Origin of the sequence: Rosistilla carotiformis, assembly GCF_007753095.1 — a bacterium.
Taxonomy (GTDB): Bacteria; Planctomycetota; Planctomycetia; order Pirellulales; family Pirellulaceae; genus Rosistilla; species Rosistilla carotiformis.
Genome location: NZ_CP036348.1, coordinates 2,628,100 through 2,650,447, shown reverse-complemented (window position 1 = coordinate 2,650,447; position 22,348 = coordinate 2,628,100). Strand labels below are relative to the sequence as shown.

General features: G+C 57.9%; 13 protein-coding genes. 6 read left to right on the top strand and 7 right to left on the bottom strand.

The features are described from left to right. Positions 1-205: 205 nt before the first annotated feature. A complete protein-coding gene (locus Poly24_RS09795) occupies positions 206-1,015 on the top strand; it encodes a ParA family protein (protein ID WP_145094007.1) in 810 nt (269 codons plus the stop codon). Between the two features lie 143 nt (positions 1,016-1,158). Here the strand turns inward: Poly24_RS09795 and Poly24_RS09790 are convergent, their stop codons facing one another. Then, positions 1,159-1,953, bottom strand: coding sequence for a 3-keto-disaccharide hydrolase (locus tag Poly24_RS09790; protein WP_145094004.1), 795 nt, complete (start codon positions 1,951-1,953; stop codon positions 1,159-1,161). Between the two features lie 106 nt (positions 1,954-2,059). Here Poly24_RS09790 and Poly24_RS09785 point away from each other — a divergent pair, with 106 nt between their 5' ends. The 3 genes from Poly24_RS09785 (at position 2,060) to Poly24_RS09775 (ending at position 3,855) form a co-directional block, all read left to right on the top strand. After that, complete coding sequence (locus tag Poly24_RS09785; protein ID WP_231753555.1) at positions 2,060-2,749, top strand: DUF2293 domain-containing protein; 690 nt, start codon at positions 2,060-2,062, stop codon at positions 2,747-2,749. Between the two features lie 480 nt (positions 2,750-3,229). Next, on the top strand, positions 3,230-3,529 hold the full coding sequence (locus Poly24_RS09780; RefSeq protein ID WP_145094001.1) for a hypothetical protein: 300 nt from the start codon (positions 3,230-3,232) through the stop codon (positions 3,527-3,529). Between the two features lie 131 nt (positions 3,530-3,660). Continuing rightward, positions 3,661-3,855, top strand: a complete 195-nt coding sequence (locus Poly24_RS09775; RefSeq protein WP_145093998.1) for a hypothetical protein — start codon at positions 3,661-3,663, stop codon at positions 3,853-3,855. A gap of 230 nt (positions 3,856-4,085) precedes the next feature. On the opposite strand, the gene acnA is transcribed toward Poly24_RS09775, so the two are convergent. Then, the gene (gene acnA, locus Poly24_RS09770; protein ID WP_145093995.1) at positions 4,086-6,791 is read right to left on the bottom strand and encodes an aconitate hydratase AcnA; all 2,706 of its coding nucleotides are present in this window, start codon (positions 6,789-6,791) and stop codon (positions 4,086-4,088) included. Positions 6,792-7,125: 334 nt separating this feature from the next. On the opposite strand from acnA, the gene Poly24_RS09765 reads away from it, so the two are divergent. Then, on the top strand, positions 7,126-7,989 hold the full coding sequence (locus Poly24_RS09765) for a hypothetical protein (protein WP_145093992.1): 864 nt from the start codon (positions 7,126-7,128) through the stop codon (positions 7,987-7,989). A 625-nt stretch (positions 7,990-8,614) separates the two neighbouring features. Here Poly24_RS09765 and acs read toward each other — a convergent pair. Beyond that, positions 8,615-10,579 carry an acetate--CoA ligase gene (gene acs / locus Poly24_RS09755; RefSeq protein WP_145093986.1) on the bottom strand — a complete coding sequence of 655 codons (1,965 nt, stop codon included), beginning with the start codon at positions 10,577-10,579 and terminating at the stop codon, positions 8,615-8,617. Between the two features lie 276 nt (positions 10,580-10,855). Between acs and Poly24_RS09750 the strand changes: the two genes are divergently transcribed. Beyond that, positions 10,856-13,294, top strand: coding sequence for an ammonia-forming cytochrome c nitrite reductase subunit c552 (locus tag Poly24_RS09750; RefSeq protein ID WP_145093983.1), 2,439 nt, complete (start codon positions 10,856-10,858; stop codon positions 13,292-13,294). A gap of 393 nt (positions 13,295-13,687) precedes the next feature. Here the strand turns inward: Poly24_RS09750 and Poly24_RS09745 are convergent, their stop codons facing one another. From Poly24_RS09745 to Poly24_RS09730, 4 genes are all read right to left on the bottom strand, one after another. Next, entirely contained in the window at positions 13,688-15,580 is a 1,893-nt protein-coding gene (locus Poly24_RS09745) for a DUF4340 domain-containing protein (RefSeq protein ID WP_145093980.1), read from the bottom strand. Positions 15,581-15,631: 51 nt separating this feature from the next. Continuing rightward, a complete protein-coding gene (locus Poly24_RS09740; RefSeq protein WP_145093977.1) occupies positions 15,632-18,535 on the bottom strand; it encodes a Gldg family protein in 2,904 nt (967 codons plus the stop codon). Between the two features lie 105 nt (positions 18,536-18,640). After that, positions 18,641-19,384 carry an ABC transporter ATP-binding protein gene (locus tag Poly24_RS09735; protein WP_145093974.1) on the bottom strand — a complete coding sequence of 248 codons (744 nt, stop codon included), beginning with the start codon at positions 19,382-19,384 and terminating at the stop codon, positions 18,641-18,643. A gap of 668 nt (positions 19,385-20,052) precedes the next feature. Then, positions 20,053-22,173, bottom strand: a complete 2,121-nt coding sequence (locus Poly24_RS09730; protein ID WP_145093971.1) for a hypothetical protein — start codon at positions 22,171-22,173, stop codon at positions 20,053-20,055. Between the last annotated feature and the right edge of the window lie 175 nt (positions 22,174-22,348).

Here is a 22,348-nt window from a genome sequence, read left to right as displayed (position 1 = left end):
TGGCGGCAGAGAACCGACTGCGTGAGGGAGCGGATGCGTAGTGTTTTAACGTTCCCTTCGTGGGGGCACTTCGCCGTTACGATCTCATCGGGAATACTTGCAACTGCAGCACCTTTTAACTGCTCTGGCTTGGAAACCGGAAACGCTGTTATAAGTGGTGGCAACAGTCAATCGGTCTACACCGCTCACGGAGGAGTCGTCGGATATGCGTACGATCGCAATCATTAATCAGAAAGGTGGCGTCGGCAAGACAACCACCGCGGTCAATCTGTCCGCTGCGTTGGCCGAAGCGGGGAATCGCGTTTGCGTCGTCGACCTCGACCCGCAAGCGCATGCGTCGCTGCACCTGGGGATTTCGGTCCTCGATGGCAAGCCCAGCACCTATGAAGTCCTGTGTGGTGAAATCAGCCTGGGGCATGCCCGGCAATGGGTCAGCCCCAACCTGGCCGTTGTTCCAGCGCACTTGGATCTGGCCGCTGCGGAAATGGAATTGGCGGGCGAAGTGGGCCGCGAGATGATTTTGCGCGACAAGGTCGCCGAAGATGACGAATCATTTGATTACATGATCCTCGATTGCCCGCCATCGTTGGGCGTGTTGACGCTGAACGCCTTGGTCGCTGTCGAAGAGGTCTTCCTGCCGCTGCAGCCTCACTTCCTGGCGTTGCACGGTTTGAGCAAGCTGCTGCGAACCGTCGAGATCGTTTCGATGCGATTGAACGAATCATTGCGGATGAGTGGCGTGGTGCTGTGCATGTACGATTCGACCACGCGATTGGCTGCGGAAGTTTCCAGCGACGTCGAACAGTTCTTTAACACTTCCCAAGGAGGACGCCACATCCTCGATGGCGCCAAATTCTTCGACACACGGATTCGTCGAAATATTCGATTGGCCGAAGCTCCCAGTTTTGGGCAATCGATCTTGGAATACGCATCGACATCCAACGGCGCCGAAGACTATCGATCGTTGGCAGGCGAAGTCCAAGCTCAGATCGCTCGCGTCGCCGCCGCAGCGTAACACATGCGATGGGGGCCTAGCCCGTCACGCTCCACCGAAATGCAAATCGCCCCGCGAGGCTTCCGGCAAACGATGCCGGAAACCGCAAGGGGCGAATTTTCGTTGAGACGCTCTCGTCGCAATCCGCGACTCCGATCCGTCGGTTACTTTTCGATCGGTTTCTCGTTCCCTTTACCGTCCTTCAAGAACGGTTCGCGAACTTGTTCGCCTTCGGCTGGTTGCAGTTCGCGAACCCAGATGTTGCGAAACCGCACGGGATTGCCATGGTCCTGCAAACGTAGCGGCAAGCGATCGGCATGTTGCTTGTATTGCGGCGGACGATGGTAGGGCGTGTCTCCTTGGAGTTCGAAGTGGTTTTGTACGACCACGCCGTTGTGAATCGCGGTGATGTAGGCGGGGGATTTCAACGATCCATCTTCGTTAAAGCGTGGCGCGGTCCAGATCACGTCGTACACGTTCCATTGGCCGGGAGCGCGCATCGCGTTGACTTGTGGTGGTGTCTGTTTGTAGATCGCGCCGGCCTGGCCGTCGTGGTAAGTTTCGTTTTCGAACGAATCGAGGATCTGCAGTTCATAGGTGTTCATGAAGAACAGCCCGCTGTTGCCACGCCCCTGACCGCTGCCGCTGGCCGGCGTCGGCGCGGACCATTCGATGTGCAACTGGCAATCGCCAAACGCTTCTTTAGTTCGGATGTCCCCTTTTCCCGAGACCGCCGCGCCATCGACAATCTTCCAATTGTCGGTCCCTTTCCACGCTGACAGATCGGTGCCGTCGAACAGCACGACGGCGTCCGAAGGAGGTTGGTTATTTTCGCCCGGTGTGACGACTGCGGGAGCCTTCCATTGGATACCGTTCAGGTATTCGTCAGCCGATGCCAGCGGCGCCACCAGCGCGGCCAGTGTGGCGGTGCAAAGCAGGGTTTGATTCATTCGTTTCATTTGGGTTATCCTTCGGGGATTCAAGTTGAGGGTACAGGGTGCCAATGCCGTCGTGGGCATCTCGAAGTGGGTTGAGGTCCACCAAGATAAACACCCCAACCACGTCGTGCTAGGAAAGATTGCCAAGATGTTTAGCCCCGGCCCCACTCCCAATACCGTTCGCACGCCCGATGGCACCGTCATGTCGGCACCGGCCGACTGGCGGTTGCTGCCACCGGGCGATCCTGGGCTCACACGACGCGTCAAAGCGGCCGGTGTTCACTGGGTGGTTCAGGAGAAAAAGGGACGTAAGATGTTCTCCCGTGGCGTCTGGGCTCCGGCCGCGACGATCGATCGGATCCAGCAAGATCTCGATGCGGAACGGTCGACCGATGCGTATGCCAAACGGCAGGCCGCCAGCGCCAAGCGGCGTGAAAAGGTGCAGTCCGAATACGTCGACGATTTCTTGGGGGCCGTCGTCCGTTTTTTGAACTTCCACAGCAGCCACGCAGCCCTGGCGGATCAGTTGGCCAAAGCGGTCACCGAACATGCCACGCCGGTCGGCAGCGGCACCGTCGCACGGACCAAGCGCATTCCGGTCGAACAGCGCGCCCAAGCCGCAGTGATCGCATGGATGCGGCACCAAACGACCGCTTACGATTCGATGAAGATCCCTCGCGAGAAAGGAAAGCGTCGCGAGGTCCGGCGGATGCTGGCGGCGCGTTCGAATGAACTGCTAGCCCAATACCGTCGCGGCGATCCGCCATCGATACATTGCCCCTTGCGGAAATCACTTTCGCAGAGTTCGGCCGGGTAAGACGGCGGGCGGTTCCGGAGCTGCATGGACACTGCCCCCGTTCCGGTTCGATTGCGGATCGATTGCCAAACTCTCGCTCGCTGAGAGTCTGAGGAGTGCAAGTTCATGCATTGGAGCAAATGTCGCGTTGCGCGATCATTCACGGTTCTGTCGAGTTTTGGTCGAACGGCGACGGCCATGCAGAGAAGACGATTCGCGTCAGCCTATATCGCGTCGGGCCGGGCGATTTTCGATCGGGTCGGCTGAGCGGTTTTCGACCATAGCGCGCGTCATGGACCGACACCGCACATCCATTGGCAAGTGCGACCTCGCCAAAATGCGGGGCGTCTGGTGTCACTTCCAGCCGGTTCATGTTTCGTGACCAAGCGACACCCCTTTCGAAACTTTGGCATGAAAGATGCTTGGGACTGGACAGAGGTCTACAGTCCTTTTGTTGGGCGCTCGTCGTCGATATCCCGCGTGGTCAAGGTTGCCATCCACATGCCAATGGAAATCCATCTCGTCAATACATTGTGTGAACCCGAGCTATCCAAATACCTGCACACTCGGATCATGGGGGCGATTGGTTCCCTGCAGCATCAGCTCGATTACATCGAGGTGGAGTTGCGTGACGATCCGGCGACCAAGTCGGGCCCGCGCGTTTGCGACATCGACATGAAGCTGTTTCCGCGCGGTTGGATCTACGTCAACGCACGCAGCGACGACTTTCGCAACGCGATCGATTTAGCGGTCCAACGTGCTCACGCGGTTGTTCAAAAGACGATCGCCATGGACGACTAAGTCGAAGAACTCTTGATTGCGACGTGCACCCATGGTTGACCAATTCCCACCGCTACGATAACAAACAGCTACATATCGATAGTGGCAGCGGATGATTGCCGCACAACTGAATCACGAGGGAGAAGAATAAAGTGACGATCACGCGAGTTGGCAGCAATGGAGCCTACGCCGATGGCTGGAGCAAGGCGTTTGGAAGCGGAAAGGCTGCACCAAGCAAAGCGACTAAAAAAGTAGCGACAGCGAAGAAGGCGACCAAGAAGGTTGCAACGAAGAAAGCAACCGCTTCGAAGGCCGTCAAAAAGACGACCAAGAAAAAGAAGGCGTAACGACGACTTCAAATACTCCGCCAGCGCTTCACGCGGCGGACGGCGGTGTGGGCAAGCCAAGGTGGCTCGCTTCGCTGCCGAAAAAGAGATTCGCATGACCGCCGTCGCTTGCCAATCGCAAGTTGCGGCGGTTTTGCTTTTTGTGCCTCAACGTTCGTCACTCGCGCAACGCGATTCGACATCGGCGCCGCTCCAGCGGAGCGACGCGTGTTCACGAGATCCGTTTGGATCTACGCCTGTGCCAAGCTTCGCAGAACCGTTGGCAAGATCCCTTCGTTGCGATAGTAAACCATCTCAACGGGCGTATCGATGCGGACCAAGCATTCGAATTCGGTGACCTTCCCATCGGCAGCGGTTGCCGTGACGGTGACGGTCGATCGTGGTTGCAGGTCGTTGGAGAGGCCCTGGATGTCGTAGACCTCTTCACCGGTCAGCCCCAGCGATTGCCAGTCGTTTCCTGCGGCCATCTGTAACGGCAACACGCCCATGCCGACCAAGTTGCTGCGGTGGATCCGTTCGTAACTGGTCGCGATGACCGCTTTGACGCCCAACAGCAGCGTTCCCTTGGCAGCCCAGTCGCGGCTGCTGCCGGTGCCATATTCGGCTCCCGCGATCACGATCAATGGAGTTCCTTGCTGTTGGTACTTCATCGATGCGTCGTAGATCGACATCGTTTCGCCATCGGGCAGGAAGCGGGTCACGCCCCCTTCGGTTCCCGGTGCGACTTGATTTCGGATCCGGATGTTGGCGAACGTGCCGCGAACCATCACGCGGTCGTTGCCGCGGCGGCTACCGAAGCTGTTGAACTCTTTGGGACCAACGCCATGTTCTTGCAAGAATCGACCTGCGGGTCCGTCCTTGGCGATCGCACCGGCTGGCGAGATGTGGTCGGTGGTGACCGAATCGTTCAGCAACGCCAAAACTCGGGCGCCACGAATCGGTTGGATATCGGGAACGTCCGCGGTCACCGACGACAAGAACGGCGGTTCTTGAATGTAGGTGCTGTCGTCGGACCATTGGTAGATGTCGCCACCGGAAACCTCGATCGCGTTCCAGCGCTGGTTCCCCGTCATCGCTTGCGCGTATTGCGTGGTGAACATTTCGGGCTGGACCGCTTCGTCGATCACTTGACGAACCTCGTCCGACGATGGCCAAATGTCCTTCAAGAAGACCGGCTGGCCGTCTTTGCCAGTTCCCAATGGCTCGGTAGCCATATCGATATCGGTCGTTCCGGCCAAAGCAAACGCGACAACCAACGGAGGGCTGGCCAGGTAGTTTGCCTTGGTGTGCGGATTGACGCGACCTTCGAAGTTGCGATTGCCGCTGAGCACGCTCGAAGCGACCAAATCGGCTTCCACGATCGCCGCCGAGACCGCTTCGGGCAGCGGACCGCTGTTACCGATGCAGGTCGTGCATCCGTAACCGACGGTTTGGAAGCCCAGTGCGTCCAGGCTTTCACTGACACCGGCCTTGTCCAAATAATCGGTGACGACTCGCGAGCCTGGGGCAAGGCTGGTTTTGACAAACGGCTTGACCGTCAGGCCCGCTTCAACCGCTCGCTTTGCCAACAGGCCTGCGCCCAACATCACCGATGGGTTGCTGGTGTTGGTGCAGCTGGTGATCGCGGCGATCACGACCGATCCGTGCGTGATTTCCGACGAGTGTCCGTTGTCCTTGACCGTGGCGGTGTTCTTCAGCTTGGCCGTGTCCAATCCAAAGCCCTTGGCGCCAACGGGGGCAGTCAAGGAGCTGTTGAAGTCACGCTTCATGTCGGCCAGGCGAACGCGGTCTTGCGGACGCTTGGGGCCGGCAAGGGCCGGTTCAATCGTCGACAGATCCAGACTCAAGCGTTTGGTGTACTGGCACTTGTCCGAATCATTGCGCCACAGCCCTTGTTCCTTGCAGTAACGCTCGACCAGTTGGACTTGAGGTTCGGGACGTCCCGTGCGGCGAAGATAATTCAGTGTTTCAGCATCGACGGGGAAGAAGCCCATCGTGGCGCCGTATTCGGGAGCCATGTTGGCCAACGTGGCGCGATCGGCCAGTGTCATCGCCTGCATGCCTTCGCCAAAGTACTCAACGAACTTGCCAACCACGCCTTCGGCACGCAACACTTCGGTCACGCGAAGCACGAGGTCGGTTGCGGTCGCTCCCGGTGGCAACGCCCCGGTCAATTCCATGCCGATCACTTCGGGCATCAACATGTACAGTGGCTGTCCCAACATCGACGCTTCCGCTTCGATGCCGCCGACGCCCCAGCCCAACACGCCCAAGCCGTTGATCATTGTGGTGTGACTGTCGGTGCCGACCAACGTATCGGGAATCGCGATCGGTCCCTGTGCGTCTTCACGCAACCAGACGACGTTGGCCAGATATTCCAGGTTCACCTGATGCACGATGCCGACGTTGGGGGGCACGACGCGGAAGTTGTCGAATGCTTGTTGGCCCCAACGCAGGAATTCGTAGCGTTCGCCATTGCGTTGGAATTCCATATCGACGTTTTGCTGCAACGATTGAGCGCTGCCGAAATAATCGACTTGCACGCTGTGATCGATCACCAGGTCGACGGGGATCAATGGATTGATGCGTTTGGGATCGCCGCCCAAGCGGCCCATGGCCGATCGCATCGCCGCCAGGTCGACAACCGCCGGAACGCCAGTGAAGTCTTGCAGCACCACGCGGGCGGGCTTGAAGGGGATCTCTTCAGCAGCCGGAGCGGCGGCATTCCACGCGGCAAGATTTTTGACGTCTTGTTCGGTCACGCTGAATCCGTCGCAGCCGCGAAGGACGGCTTCCAGAAGGATTCGGATCGAATACGGAAGTTTGCTGACATCGCCCAAGCCAGCGTCTTCCAGTCGGCTGATGCGATAGATGCCGGCGGTTCCGTTGCCAGTGTCAAACGTGTCACGCGCGTTAAATGGATCGGTTTTCGTCACGGAGGTAACCTAATCGAGTGTCTTAATAAACGAGCCAAAAATGGAATCAACACGACTCGAAACCGCGAACGGTTTAAAGCAGCACCCTTCCGCCTTAAATGGACGTGTTAGTGTCATTCCCAACCAGGAGGAGTATAGCGTTTTGCGATTTGTCTGTCTGCTAGGGCAGACCGCTGCGAAGTTCACAATAGTCAATCTGGGAAGGGTTTTTGCAATTTTCCGATTCTGCGGCTCGATCGGATTGTTCTGTTGCCGCAGGCTCTGCCGTTCCGATCGATTACTCCAACGACCCGATCGACGACCGATCAGCCTGCCTCGATGGAGCGACGAAGCGATGAGACCTCAAATGTTGTGTGCCCACGGAAAAGCCAAAGCCTCTTTTAGCGCTGTCGCGATCGTCGCCATGCTGGTCGGTTCCAGTGTCGCGTGCGGTACCGCCGCGGCCCAATCTTCCCATGGCGACGTGCAGCAGTGCTCTTGTTCCCTGCTGACCGGGTTGTGGAACGGGTATCGTGGAAGCGGAAAAAACAGCTGCGATGACTGTGACGCCGGTTGCGAACCGGTTTGCGGCTGTGAAGCACCGACCTGCGGATGCGATCAACCTAGCTGCGGCATCGAACAGCCCGCCTGTGGTTGCGAAGCAACATGCGACGGCGGTTGTGACGGTGGCTGCAGCTCCAAGAAGGGCTGCGGATTATTGTCGGGCAGCTCCGGTTTGATGTCCAAGTTCAAATCCAAACTGACCACGATGTTGCGTCCGACCCCGAGCGATTGCAACTGCTGCAGCAAGAATACGCCCTGTCAGCACGCTTGCGGGTGTGGCAAGAAACCGCAGGCTCACAGTAACGCAAACAGCTACCGACACAGTGAGCCTCAGCCGATGTTTGTGCCACCGGCGCCGATGATCGTCGAACCGATCGATTCCAACATGAATATGGAAACCATGCCGCATCGCCACTTGGAAGAATCCGCGCTGCCAGCTCCGAAAGCCGACATGACCAACGATCCTTTCCGGGACGATTCGGTCCGCGTACGACGCACCGCGGTACCACAGAAGCACGCTCCCGTGAGTCATGTGGAGTCCACGACGACACGCAATTCATCGTCGCAATCACTTCGCCCGGCAGTCTATGAACAAGCCGCTTCGGGAGATCGTTGGACCGCACCGCTGCATATCGCGTCGATGAAGCGCAAGTAAGCCACATCGATGGCTATTGGAACACGCTGCCGCCATCCGAAGGCAGCAAGCGCCCAAGCAAACGGATTCCGGTGCTTGAAATGGTGAGCTGCCGCGCATTGGCGGGTCGGTCTCCGCGAGCGACACCCGGGCAACGGACCTCTAGGCCATGGCGCCGGTTTCTTCGCGAAAGAATCTTCGATCCGAGGGGTGCCACAACGGTAATCCCTTTTGGACACGTCCTTGAAGCACGTGAAGCTTTTCCGGACTGCCAGGGAGCGCTCCGGTCGGTTCGTATTGCTCTTTGTCGCATGGCACCGGCTCAAATGCCCAGTCGCCCTCTTGGACAGCTTCAAGAATGGAACGTCTCATTTCGCGAATCTCCGCAACCATTATGTCGTACCACGGTGAACAATCAAACGTCCTCCTCACTCGACAGTCGCATGGATTGCTTGCGGTTTCCCGATTCAATCGGCTCGCCATCCTTAGCTGAGCTATCTGCGTTCGCCTCTGTCGCCACAAGTATCGAACGATCCGCGACCGAAGTCAAGCAAATCGCAACGAGGCTTCGCGTCCGCCGAGCCATCGCGCCACGCGATGCGTGGTCCGCGATTGTCCTCGTCCGGAGAAACGACGATCGCCGCGATCAGCTCTCGTCGTTCTCACGAAGCTTTGCGATGACCGCGTAATCTTCCAGCGTGCTGGTGTCGCCGGCGGTTTCAATTCCGGCCGCAATGTCACGTAACAGACGACGCATGATCTTGCCGCTGCGGGTTTTGGGAACCGACGCGGCGAAGCGGATTTCGTCGGGTTGTGCCAACGCGCCGATCTCTTTGCGAACATGCATCCGCAATTCCTGACGCAGTTCGTCGGTCGGTTCGCCCGATTTGAGCGTCACGAACGCGGCGATTCCTTGACCCTTGATTTCATCAGGCCGTCCGACCACAGCGGCCTCCGCGACCGCGGGGTGGCTGACCAAAGCACTCTCTACTTCGATCGTGCTCAAGCGATGCCCGGATACATTGATGACATCGTCGATACGCCCCATGATCCAATAATATCCGTCGGGGTCGCGGCGGGCATTGTCCCCTGTCAAGTACTTGTTAGGAAACTTGCTCCAGTACTGCTCGACATACCGTTCCTCATCGCCCCAGATGCCACGCAACATGCCTGGCCAAGGCTGAGCGATGCACAACATGCCTCCTTGATCGACGTCCAATTCTTCGCCCGCTTCGTCGACCACAACCGACACCACACCAGGCAACGGCCGAGTGCAGCTGCCCGGCTTGGTCGCCGTCACCCCCGGCAATGGACTCATCATGATTCCGCCGGTTTCGGTCTGCCACCACGTGTCGACAATTGGGCAACGCTTGCCACCAATCTTTTCGTGGTACCACATCCAGGCTTCGGGGTTGATCCCTTCGCCCACCGATCCCAACAACCGCAAGCTGCTGAGGTCGTGTTTTTCGACGTGTTCGTCGCCCCACTTAATGAAAGCTCGGATCGCTGTCGGCGCGGTATATAGGATGGTGACTTTGTACTTCTCGATCAATTCCCAGAAGCGATCTTCGGCCGGATGGTTAGGGGCGCCCTCGTACATCATGCATGTCGCACCGGCCGCCAACGGACCGTAGACGAGATAGCTGTGGCCGGTGATCCAACCGCAATCCGCGGTGCACCAATAGACATCGCTGTCGCGATGGTCGAAGACCCATTCGAAGGTCCGTTTGGCCCACAGCGTGTAACCGGCGGTGGTGTGGCGAATCCCCTTGGGCTTGCCGGTGCTGCCGCTTGTGTACAGGATGAACAGCGAGGTTTCGCTATCCAGCGGCACGGCGGGAAAATCTTCGGGCTGGTCGGCGACCAGATCGTGCCACCAGATGTCCCGTCCTTCGGTCATCGGCGTCGCTTGATCTTCGATCCGCTGCAGCACGACACATTTTTCGATCGTGGGGGATTTGGCCAACGCTTCGTCGACGGTTTCTTTCAACGGCAAAACCTTGCCGCGGCGATACAGCCCATTGGCCGTCAACTGAACCTTCGCTTGAGCGTCGTTGTTGCGATCGGCGATCGCTTCGGCGCTGAAGCCGGCGAAGACGACCGAGTGCACTGCGCCGATCCGGGCACAGCCAAGCATTGCGATCACCAGTTCGGGAGTCATCGGCATGTAGATGCTAACGACGTCCCCCTGCTGGACTCCGATCGATTGCAATCCGGCGGCGAACTTGGCGACTTCTGCTTGCAGTTGGGCATAGGTTAACGTCCGCGCGTCGCCCGGCTCCCCTTCCCAGATCAACGCCGCTTTGTCACCGCGGCCGGCCGCGACATGACGGTCGACGCAGTTGTAGCAGGCGTTGGTTTTTCCGCCGACAAACCACTTCGCGTTGGGGCTGTTCCAATCCAGCACTTGCGAGTACGGTTCGAACCAATGCAGGTGCTCTTTCGCTTCGGCATCCCAAAATGCATCGGGGTCGTTTTTAGCCGCTTCGTAAAGCGCTTCGTATTGGGCTTGAGATTGGATTACAGCTTGCTGTGTGAATTCCGACGGCGGCGGGAACAGCCGGGATTCGGATAAGACGTGGTCGAGGTTACCACCGGCGGATTCTGACATGCGTATTCTCTGAGCGACGAAACGGTAGGATTTAGGTGAGTGCAGGTGACGATTCTAAATTGACAGCAACTCGACTGTCAACGAACAGAGCGAATTGAGCCCCACGTTATCGCCGCTACGGGTGCCGGTCTGCCCAAACCGACCCGAATATCCCGCAGCTTTTGTCACCGACTTGGTGCTTCTCGCCGATTGCGGCTAAACTTGAGGCTCCCATCCCCAACCGTTCCCAGCCCCGCTGCGATGAATCAACGACCGTCCCCTTGCCGAGTGCTCTGAGTGAATCGCATCGAAGAACCCTCCGTCTCCAGGCCCCAAGCTTCCAAGATCATCAAACGCCGCGGGCTGCTTGTCGCTGCGGGGCTGTTTACATTGGCTGCCGGAGGGTTGTTTGCTGACTATTGGTCGGCAGTCCCTCGCGATGCCAAGGCCAGCTATGTAGGCCGTGACGCTTGCATCCAGTGCCATCAAAAAGAGGCGGAGCTGTTCGCCGGTTCGCACCATGATCTGGCGATGGATCTTGCGACCGACCAGTCGGTGATCGGCGATTTCAGTGGCGTGGAGTTGACGCACTATGGGATCACCAGCCGGATGTATCGCGATGGCGATCGGTTCATGATCCACACCGAAGGCCCCGACGGGAAGCTGGACGATTTCGAGATTAAATACGTCTTTGGAGTCGATCCGCTGCAGCAGTACCTGGTGGAATTCGATCGTTCCGCCGGGATGGCAGACAATGAGGTGGGGCGTTTGCAAGTGCTGCGCGTCAGCTGGGATACCCATGCGAAAAAGTGGTTTCACCTGGATCCGCCGGATGTCCAAGAAAAACTTGCTCCTGACGACGACCTTCACTGGACGGGAATCGCGCAGCGTTGGAACACGATGTGCGCCGAATGCCATTCGACCAACCTAAGGAAGAATTTTGATCCCTCGACGGCGCGCTACCACACGACTTGGTCGGAGATCGATGTCAGCTGTGAAGCTTGCCACGGGCCGGGCAGCTTGCACGTGGAATTGGCAAACAGCAAGTCGCTGTTCTGGGATCGGCACCACGGTATGGGGCTGGCCGAATTGAAAGGCGTCGATGCAATTCCCCAGATCGAAGCGTGCGCGCCGTGCCACAGTCGTCGTCGCGTTTTAAAATCGGGATTCCAACCGGGGCAACGATTTTGTGACTTCTACGAACCCGAATTGCTGCAGGAATCGACCTACCACGCCAACGGGGAGATCTTAGACGAGGTCTACGTCTACGGTTCGTTCATCCAAAGCAAGATGTACCACAAGGGGATTCGTTGCAGCGATTGCCACGACCCGCATTCGCTGAAACTGAAACAACCCGGCAACGCGACCTGCACCTCGTGCCACGCGCATCCGGCGGGCAAGTACGACACGCCATCGCATCACCGGCACGAACCCGGCACGGCAGGGGCTTCGTGCGTCGAATGCCACATGCCCGAAACGACCTACATGGCGGTCGATCCGCGTCGCGATCACAGCATCCGAATTCCCCGCCCCGATCTGTCGGTCGCGCTGGGGACTCCAAACGCCTGCACCGGTTGCCATGTGGAGTTGGAACAGGAGAAGCAGCCCGAAGAGATTCGCAAACGGTTGCCCAAGTTTGCTGAGTTCGTCGCGTCGAGCGAGCATCTGCCCGACGATTCGTATTCAAAATTGACCGAATATGCGAAGTGGTTGGAACAAGCTCGCGACGGCGACACAAAAATTAAGGCGGTACTGCACGAGATCGATCAGTGGTGCGATGAGGCTTGCGATCGCTGGTACGGCGAGCAACGCAAACGCCCCGATCACTTCGCTACGGCATTACATGCAGCGCGGACACAGCAGCCCGACGCGCTGGCGCAGCTCGCCTCGGTCGCACTCGCCAAAGAGGGAGTACCCGATTTGGCGCGGGCGACTGCGATCGAAGAACTGCGGCGAGCCGGAGGCGGTGGCGATGCGATCCGCGTGGCCCGCGAAGCACTCCAAGACACCAACCCGATCGTTCGCGTCGCAGCGCTGCGAATGTTCGAAGGTCGCGATCCGAATCAAATTCGCCGAACCGTCGTTCCGTTCCTGAGCGATGATTCGCGGCTGGTCCGCAGCGAAGCTGGACGCATCTTGACAACGATCCCCGCTGACGATCTCTCGCCTGGGCAACGTGAACAGCTGAGGGGGGCGTTGGAGGAGTATCACGAGGCGTTGATGGAGACGTCCGATCGCGGGAGCGCGCATCTTGTCTGGGCCGTGGTGCTTGAAAACCAAGGTCGCTTCGACGAAGCGATCGAGGCTTATGAAACAGCGATTCGCGTGCAGCCTGGAGCGGTGGGGCCGCGCAGTAATCTGGCGGCGTTATTAGAGTCGTTGGCGCAATCGGGACGTCTGCCGCCAGCGGAATCCAACGAGATTCAGACGCGAGTCGCTCGATTGCGTGCCGATGAGTTGCCGTTGCTTCAACGCGATGCGAATCTCGCTCCCGACAACGGCCCGCTTCAGTATCGACTTGGCCTCGCGTTGTACCTCCAAGGCGATGCCGAAGCCGGACTGGAACGAATCCAAAAAGCTGTCGAGTTGGAACCCGAGAACGAGCAGTTTTTGTTGGCCTTGGTGCTATTGCTGCAAAAGTTGGAACGCATCGATGAAGCCAGAGCGGCTTGTGAGCGACTGATCCAGCGATCTCCCAACAACCCGCAGTACCAAAACCTGATACGTCAGTTGTAGTTGCGTGTGAGAAGCGACAGCGAGAGGTGTACCGCGATCGCAGAGGGGATTGGTGGAGAACAAATAGCGCTGCGTCTTTGCGTTTCAAACGCAATACCGTTCAACGAAGGAGCCTCGGACCGTCGCAATCATTAGCGGCGGGATGTAGTGGACGAGGTTACGAGTCCCAGCGATTTGGTCTGATGCATGCAAAAGGACTCTCAGCCTCGTCCACGACGCTTCGTTGAACGGTATTGGATTTGAACCGACACCGCTCGGCACGAAGCGTGAAGCGGAGCAACTGACCGTGACCGCATGCGTTTTAAGAACGTCGACTCCGAAAACGAAAACAGCACGGTCCTGGCGAACCGTGCTGCGAGTTGTTCCTAGGGAGCCGGTCGGCTCCTACTGCGATCAATTGCCTGGTGGAGCGGGCGTTGTCTGGATCGGTTCTTTCTGTTTGATCAGATTGTCACGCGACAGATGGATCTTGCGGTACTCGCTTTCAGGGACCACATAGTACCAGTCCGCGAAGCGTTCGTTGAGGCTGCGGACCTTCTTGCGTGCTTCTTCCAATTGGTCGTTCCGCTCGTCCAACTTGCGTTGATTCGCTTTCCGGATCGACTCCTGAGCGACCTCCAGTTCCTCCTGCTTCTCCTCCGCTGTCAGTTCCGACTTCGCAGGCTTAGCCGCTTCTTCGGCCGCTGGCTTCTCATCGGTTTCGGTCGCTGGCTTGGCAGCCTCGGCTGCGGCCTGGTCGTCCTCTTCGTCTTGCAACAAAAGCGTTGGTTCCGCTTCATCGGAAGCATCGTCGCTGGGCGCTTCACAACCATCCACCTCTTCGTCCGTAGCCTCTTCAGAGGCATCATCCGCAGCCGGTTCAGTATCCGAATCGGCCGCAGGCTTGGACTCTTCTTTCGGCTCTTCCGTCGCCGGCTTGTCAGCCTCGTCGGCCTTTGTGTCCGCTGGAGCGGCGTCGTCCTTCGGCTCCGTTGCGGTGGGCTTATCGGTTTCGGCCGGCTTCGGTTGTTCGGCGGGTTGATCGGTCTTAGGGGCTTGAGCCGCTTCGACTTCCGGATGCAATTGCTCCCACGTTTCGGGAACGGTTTGCAATTCGGGTTCCGGGAAGGTCGCTTCATTGACCCGCGCGGTGACCAACAGGTAACGGTTCACCCCGGTCACGTTGTCCTCTTCGCCCGCTTCGGTCTCTTCTTCGGAGTCCATGCTCTGCTGATCGATTTCACCGAAGCGGAGCAGATACTCGACGCCGTTCTTCAATGTTGCGATCAGTTCGCCGTTGGCAGCGAACACTTCGCCTTTGCCATCTTCGGTCGGTTGCGGGTAGAAGCCGCGAGTGATCAGCGAACGGACCGCATCGTCGTTCTTCATGAATCCCGAATCCGCTTTCAGATCCCCCGAGAGTCCATCGGGTTTGCGACGAACGTCGACGATCTTCAGGTCATCCAAGGCGCTGCGAAGTTCGCCAAGCTTGGTGCCATCGAGTTCTTGGTCGTCGGCCAGCGTCTGCGCGACCGGCTTCCCCTTTTCGTAGACATCCAACTTATCCAGTTGCCAGGTGTCGTCTTCGGTGAGGACGACGTCGGCGTCAAAGTTTGGTTGCATGCTGGCACCTTGCAAGGTGCGAACGATCGAGTAGTCGCGAATGCCAATTTTCTGGATATCGAACGAACTCAAATCCAAAAGGTTGTCTTCGATCCATGCATCGAATTTAGTCGTCAACGGCTTGTCATCGAACTTCACGACGTAGGTAACATCTTGAGTCGGGATGCGAACGAAGCGTTGGTCTTCGGAGTCTTTGACCATGCTGCCGATGATCAGATTGACCAGGACTTCCCCTTGATCATTTTCAAACTGCACCAACCGGCCGACCCCCTCATCGCCGACTTTCAACGAGCTGGCGTTGGGTTCTAGGACACCGAACTTCTCGTGATCGTCTTTGACTTCGCTGGCCACATCCAAAATTTCGAGGTTCAAGAACGCGGTGGCAGCATCGCGAATCTGTTCGGTCGCATCGGCCGGATAACCGTCGTGCGATGGAATCGACCATTGGTTCGTTTTCGCGTCGCGTGTGACCTCGAAGGAACTCAGCTGGCCCAGTTCCTCGTCGAAGCGATCGATCTTAAGCATCGACACGTCCAACACATCGTTGAAGTTTTCGAAGATCGGTTTACCGACCAACGCGGCCAGATCGGTCTCGGTCGAACGAGGCCACGCAACGATTGCCGCCATCGCGACCACAACCGATGCGACTAACCAAAAGACGCCTGTCTTTCCACTTTCAGTCACGTTTCTATTCTCCGCAAATCTGTCTTGTTATCGGTGTGTTTGAAGTCGGGATTATCGCAGCCGGCTTTTGGAAATATTCTCTCGTTCGCGCAAGCGACGCGACGCAAAGACGATCACGCCAATCAAAAGCGGCGGGATGCACGGCAGCGTCACCGCGGCAGCTTTGACGCGATTCTGTCGCGCCCGAACCGTCAGGTCGGCGTTGCGGCGTTCCTTTTGGATCTGGCTGTCACGTTCGCGTTCAAGCTTCTCGCGACTGACGGTTAACATCCGTTCCAGCTGCTGTTGCTTCATCATGAATCGGGTTTGAATCGCTTGGAACGCACCGAGATCGATCTTGCCGTCTTGGTTGTTCTTTTTCGCGTCGTCCAATTCCTTCTGCAGCTTCTGCAGTTCTTCGGTGTTCTTTTCTTCGATCTCGCGAACCTTTTCCTTAAACGCCAGATCGAATTCCGCTCCCGCAGCGCTCTCTTTTTCGCGGGCTTCGTTCTCGACCTCTTCAATCCACTGCAGCGTGCTGAAACGCGGTTCGTGCTTGCGGACGTCGATGAACAGATCCTCGTTGGCCAACCAATCGACGATGTTCAAGACGAAGGTCACGTTTTGAACACGGAGATCGACTTCGGCGAACAATTCGGGCTGGGCCCGGATCGCCAAAAACTCTTGGATCAGCAAATCGGTGTCGGCCACGTAGACCGCTTTGATCGTTTCTTCCCCTTCGTGAGCATCGGCACCCTCTTCCGGCTTGGCGTCGGCGTCGTCCGATGTCTCTTCTTTGGCAGCCGACTTGGTGGAACCTTCAATGGCCATCGCAATCGTTTGAATGCCTTTGAAGTCGCCTTGTTCGGCCCGCAACGCATTGGGGTCGCGCAGGCTAGGTTGCAGTTTCGCCAACGGAATCAGCCCCGTCGCCATACCCGTTTGAACAAGTGGCGTGTGCTTCAGCACAGAATCCTTTTTCGCGTTGACGGCCCCCGCGTAGATGAACAAGATTTCGCGAAGCCCCGCCGTAATCGGGTTGGCTTCCGAAAGCGCGTCTTCCGCTCCAGGAGCCTCTTCTTTGGCGAACAACCATTGGTCGTCCAGCCCCAGCGCGGCCATCTTCGGATAGGGGTTGTATTGTTGCCAAACGATATCGGGCGAGAACAAGGCCGTCATGCCTGGCATGCCGGGGGATTCGATCTCCAAGACATCCCACAGCTTGCGGATGTCTCCCTTTGGCACTGGGCCACCTTGCTGTCCAAACATGCCGCCTGGAGACTGCTTGGGTTCGCCCGTTCCGGGGATCCCGCGGATCGTCATCGGATCTTCGAAGATCGCCATCGGGATGCCCGCTTTGACCCCTTCGACCAATCGATCGAATTGATCGGGAGCCAGAGAAGAGGGTTGAACCGCGACAACCGCATCAAACCGTTGGGGGTCCAATGGCGACGACAGGTCGACCTCGTCGACTTGGTATTGTTTCTCCAATTCCACGACCAAAGGATGCTTTTCGATTCGCCGTGGCGATCCGCCCGCCATCGAAAAACCACCCATCATGTTGGCGTCGGTATTCACGATTCCCAAGCGTTTCCGGGTGCTTTGCGAAACGGTTTTGATCGATCGAACCAATTCGTATTCGACGGGAATGCCGTAATCGAAGAAGGGGACCACGACTTTCTCCAAGCCGCTGCGGAATGCCGCTCCCAACAGGATGTCTTGGTTCTCCATCGATCCTTGAGATCGCACAAAACGTGGAACCGGTTCGATTCCAAAGCGTTCCGAAGCGAGGGCCGCTTCGTCGCTAAACAGTTCCAAGTCTTGATACAGGTTGACGTCGATCGTCTTGCCACGCTTGGCCGCTTCGGCGCGGAACTCTTTAAGGACGCTGACCAATTCGTACCGCGTGCGGGCATACTGTTCAGGGATGTCGGTCGAGATAAACGCATCGACCACGATCGGTCGATCCGCGTCGAGGTTCTTGATCAATTCAATCGTCGCCGGCGCCAACGAACTGACGTTCCCTTCGGTCGTGTCGAGTCGTTGGTCCCAGTTGCGAAGCAAGACCACCGCACCACCGGTCAGCACAATCAAGGCGAGTGCGCGGGCTGCATAGTGCCAAAACATCGTGTTGCCATCCTTGCTGCCCGACCAGTGCCGGCGGCCGATCAGGACCATGCATAGATAGATTCCGATCAACGCCACCAAGGCGAAATAGACCGACGATGAAAGACTGATTACGCCGCGACCAAAATCGTCGAATTGGGCGCTGAGGCCCGAACCGCTGACAATTCGTTGGAACCAACCGGAGGGAATGATCACATCGGCCATCGATGCAAATGCCAACGGTGCGTTGAACAGGGCTCCCAAGATGAAGCCGACCGTCAAGTTGCCGGTGAGGAACGACGCGACCATACCGATCGCAATCATCGTCAGACCGACGAACCAATATCCCAGGTAGGTCGTGAAGAACAGCCCCGTATCGAGATTGCCGTAGCTGAGCACGGCCAGGGTGATGAAATTCGAAAGCTGTGAGAAGATCAGCGATGCGGTGAAGATCGCCGACGCCGCGAGATACTTTCCGATCACGATGTCGAAGTCATCCGCGGGGAGCGTGAGCAGCAATTCGTCGGTACCTTGGCGTTTCTCTTCCGCCCAGATGCTCATCGTGATCGCCGGAATGAAGAACAGCATGATCAGCGGAAGGTAGCGATTCAATTGGTCCAACGTAGCCAAGTTGTCGTTAAAGAATTCGTATGGCCAGAAGGCGGCCAGCGAAGTCAAAAAGACAAAGATGCACAGGAACACATATCCGGTTGGGTTGCTGAAATAACCGAAGAAGTTCCGACGCAGGACCGCAAACGCAGCCCGTTTGGTGCGTGCCAGGAGACTGATCAGAACAAACAGCACGCCGACGAAGATCAGGTCGATCAGGAGCAGTTTGATCAGGGCCAAAAGGAGAGTTGCTAGATCCATTCTTCTACACTATTTCAATTGCGAGAACTGGTGATTTGATTTCAACGGCAGGTTCGCGATCCCCTACCGGAATCGCGATTCAGATGGAAACAAAGTGCGGCCGAATCAGCTGATGCTTTCGCCGTGGGTCAGTTTGTGGAAGGCTTCGTCCAATTGCCCCTTATGCCCCAGGTCGTCGACGGTTCCGTCGTACACCTTGCGTCCCTCGTTGATCAAAACGACACGCGTCGCCATCGCTTCGACCTCTTGTAAAATGTGCGTGCTCAGCAGAATCGTTTTGGTTTCGGCCAACTTGGCCATCGTGGCACGCACGCCGCGAATCTGGTTGGGATCCAGGCCGGCGGTAGGTTCGTCCAAGATCAGCACGTCGGGATCGTGTAACAATGCCTGAGCCATGCCCACACGTTGCTTAAAACCTTTGGAAAGCTTGCTGGTCGCTTTGTGCATGACGGTCGAAAGGTCGCAGATTTCGACAACCCGTTCGACATGTTGTTTGCGTTCGCGGAGTCCCATGCCACGGGCATCGGCGAAAAATTCCAGCAGACTCGCGGGAGTCATTTCGGGGTACAGCGGGCCATTTTCGGGCAGATAGCCCAACCGCTTGCTGCCTTCGATGCGATCCGAAAGCATATTATGTCCGGCGATCCGCGCTTCCCCTTCGGAAGCCGCGATGTAGCCGGTCAACATCTTCATGGTCGTGCTTTTGCCGGCACCGTTGGGCCCCAAAAATGCGACCAATTCCCCTTCGTTGACCGTGAAACTGATGTCCCGTGCCGCCGCAAACGGACCGTAGAACTTGCTCAGTCCCACCGCCTCGATCATCGGTCGCTTTCCGTTCGATTCGCTCATGTCTTTCGTTGTCTTTATCTTCAGAGGTCAAAAGGGCTTCCAAGGGCAGGTGTCGCCGTTGAACGTCTCTTCGCTGGGCCCAATCGGTCAGTTCATTCGGGGTGGACCACGATCTTGTCAACGCTCGGACGCCTGTGAACCGTCGCCTGTCGGCAGCCGAAATCGCTTGATTCTAAAAGCAAGCGAAAGGCTTCCGAGGCAAACAACACCCGATTTATCGTTTGTTTCATCTTCCAATTTCGTTGGCTTGAAACGGATCCGTCGATAACAATCGTTGCCCAAACCTTGGCTCAGAGGTAGGTCGGCCGCCCCGCGTTCTCCAAGGTGCGTCGCAGAGCACTCGCAAAACGCCCGCCCCTTGGGCCCAATCCGCCACAGCGCAGCTAATATAGCCGTAATCCCCGCCCACTCAACGGGCTGTCGGTAGGGGCAGTGGGTGTTAGGTGCGGTCAAGCCTAGGAAAACGACTTCCGTTTGACCACTTCCTACGCAGCTTGGGGCGATGCGGTTCGAGAAAAGAACCGAAAAGAAAACCGGCCTCATGGGACCGGTCGAAGCGATGGAAACCAAGCGGGCGAGGGGCGTCGCGAATCCGATCAGGCAGAAGGATTGCAGCCATCCTCCCGCCTTATCCGCTGCGAAAAACAGCCCCGCGGTTGGCTTCTTGCCTAGCGATACGTGCGGCCGGCAGGTTGCGCCAGCTGGGTGTCGTTCGCCCAAGGACGCGCGTCGCCGTAGACGCGGCGATGGTAGACGGCCAAGGCCCGCAGGACGTGTCCTTTAGGCCCCGGTTGCCATTCGTGCGTGCGGTATCGGCTGAAGGCATTCGTCAAAAACTGGACGCTGCGAACAAACCGTGGATCTTGCAGTTCGTCCTGGTCGGCGGTGAAGATCAGCCATTCCAGGATGTGCCCGGTGGTCTGAATCTTGCGATCGATTTCGCGATTGTCCTGCGGTCCTTCGAACCAATTAGTGCTGAACGAACCGTCGCGATTCTGCAGCGACCATGCGTAGCTGACAAAGTCTTTAATGAACGCATCGGCTCGCAACCATTGCCCTTCGATCGGCAGACCTTCCATGCGACGTTGTCGCAGGGCGTAGCTGAGTCCCATCAAACGATGGGTTCCGCCGCATGCGGCACCGACGATTGGCTGGGCCAATTCTTCGGCCAACAAGGTTTCAAAACTCCAGACGCTGCCGTCGGAAGCCCGCCATCGCGTATCGGTTGGCAGGTAGTGTGACAGTCCGATCAACGAAAACGTCAGCTCCTGGCCGCGGCGGCAATCCGCCATTTCAGCGCGGATTAGATCTTCGATCGTAAACCGAGTGCGGCCATCGGTGATCGGGTACGTCGCTTCCACGTTGACCTGAGCCAGCATCGCCAACAACTGGGCTTGGTGTCCTTGCAGTCCAGGACCTTGGCGAACATAGATTCGGCCACTCTTGGTGGTCGTGATCAAACGTTGCCCGCGACATGGCCGGTTGCTGCATAGCCAAGCGATCGAATTTTGAAGGCTTCGGCCCGCTTGCACATTGGCATCGGCCCCAAACGGTAGCATCAGGTGGAACGTACCCCAGGGACTGCGTTGAGCCACGTTTTCAGGGCGACGGTGGTAATCGGTCAGAACCCGAGCGATGTGGGGCTGCAGCGATTGGACCTCGCGGCTGACGACCAAGGAACGGCGTCGCTCTGGGGCTTGGGAGACGTCGGTTGAGGACGAAGCGGTCCCCTCGTCTTGAACCTCGTGATCGCTAGGCGATCGGGCCACGTCGTGCTCCTCTTGAGCGGCCGATCGGCCCGGGAAGCTGCGGATCGCAGCCCGCAATTTTTCCAGCGATTCGGCATCGATGTCGCCATCGGTGTTCTCTTCCTGCGGAACCGGTTGCAGTTCACTGGGTTCCACGATGTCTTCGGTGGGTTCGTTCGAATCGAGCGGCTTCACAGGAACCAGTGCGTGGATCTCCAGCTTCTCAAGTTCACGAGGCCCTCCCGATCGCACGGTTTCGGTTTCCGTGGACTGATGCGAACTGGAGTGCTGTTCGGTCACCGAATGTGTCGACTCTCGACGGGCGATGCGCGTGCGACGCGAACTCTCGGTGGTCGCTTCCAACGTCTGGGTCGTTTCCGACCGCTGGTTCAGCATGCTGGGCAACGGCGCTGGCGCCGGATCATCTTGTGTCGGACGGACAAGGATCGCTTCGGGAGCCGCTTCGTTCCGTTCGACGGGTTCCGGCGCGCGGAGCTTCGAAGGAGCTTCGGACACGCGTTCCATGCTCGGCGGTGTTTGTCCCCCCGAGGTGTGGGAGCGGGTCGATTCGGTGATGGTTTCGGTAGTCGTTTCCAAGGTCGACAGATCGTTCGATCGATCTGCGACGTGGATCCGCTGTGTCGATTCAGTCGACTTGGTCGTCGATCGGCGATCGATCGTCGGAGTCGTCCACGGGGTGAAACGCTGGGACGTGGTGGTCCGGAGGGAGTGGCTGCCCCGCGGGACCCAAGTTCCCTGCTTGGGGGTCGTGGTTTGATTGTCGGCAGCGGTCCAATCCGACGCCGCTTTGGTCGCGGGCGGTTCCAATGGCAACGGGGAAGCGTCGCGGGCGACCGTGCGTCGCGAGGATTCGAATTGCGATGGGGACGGCGCATCGTCCGACGCGGAAATCGCTTGCACGGGCAGGAACGTTGGATTGACGCCCGATGGCCGCAGGGGCAATGGTTCGTCGCCAACGGCGATGCTAAACAATCCTCCCCAGGTGATCGATGTGCCGATCGCCAAAGAGTGGAGCAGCATGGTGCGCGTGCGTCGTCGGTTGCGGTTTGTCATCATGAAATCACGGCCTGCCAATGTCGTCAGAACATCCATCGACGCGTCGACCTGGAACGGTCGTGCTGATCGATACGATGGTATTGACTATCGGAACGCCAACGGTCGCAGTTCAGTACGACTTGGAATTCCGTTGACAGGG

Coding starts and splice junctions, on each gene's coding strand:
- Poly24_RS09795 (WP_145094007.1), top strand. CDS start 206: ATGCGTACGATCGCAATCATTAATCAGAAAGGTGGCGTCGGCAAGACA.
- Poly24_RS09790 (WP_145094004.1), bottom strand. CDS start 1,953: ATGAAACGAATGAATCAAACCCTGCTTTGCACCGCCACACTGGCCGCG.
- Poly24_RS09780 (WP_145094001.1), top strand. CDS start 3,230: ATGCCAATGGAAATCCATCTCGTCAATACATTGTGTGAACCCGAGCTA.
- Poly24_RS09765 (WP_145093992.1), top strand. CDS start 7,126: ATGAGACCTCAAATGTTGTGTGCCCACGGAAAAGCCAAAGCCTCTTTT.
- acs (WP_145093986.1), bottom strand. CDS start 10,579: ATGTCAGAATCCGCCGGTGGTAACCTCGACCACGTCTTATCCGAATCC.
- Poly24_RS09740 (WP_145093977.1), bottom strand. CDS start 18,535: ATGGATCTAGCAACTCTCCTTTTGGCCCTGATCAAACTGCTCCTGATC.
- Poly24_RS09735 (WP_145093974.1), bottom strand. CDS start 19,384: ATGAGCGAATCGAACGGAAAGCGACCGATGATCGAGGCGGTGGGACTG.
- Poly24_RS09730 (WP_145093971.1), bottom strand. CDS start 22,173: ATGCTGCTCCACTCTTTGGCGATCGGCACATCGATCACCTGGGGAGGA.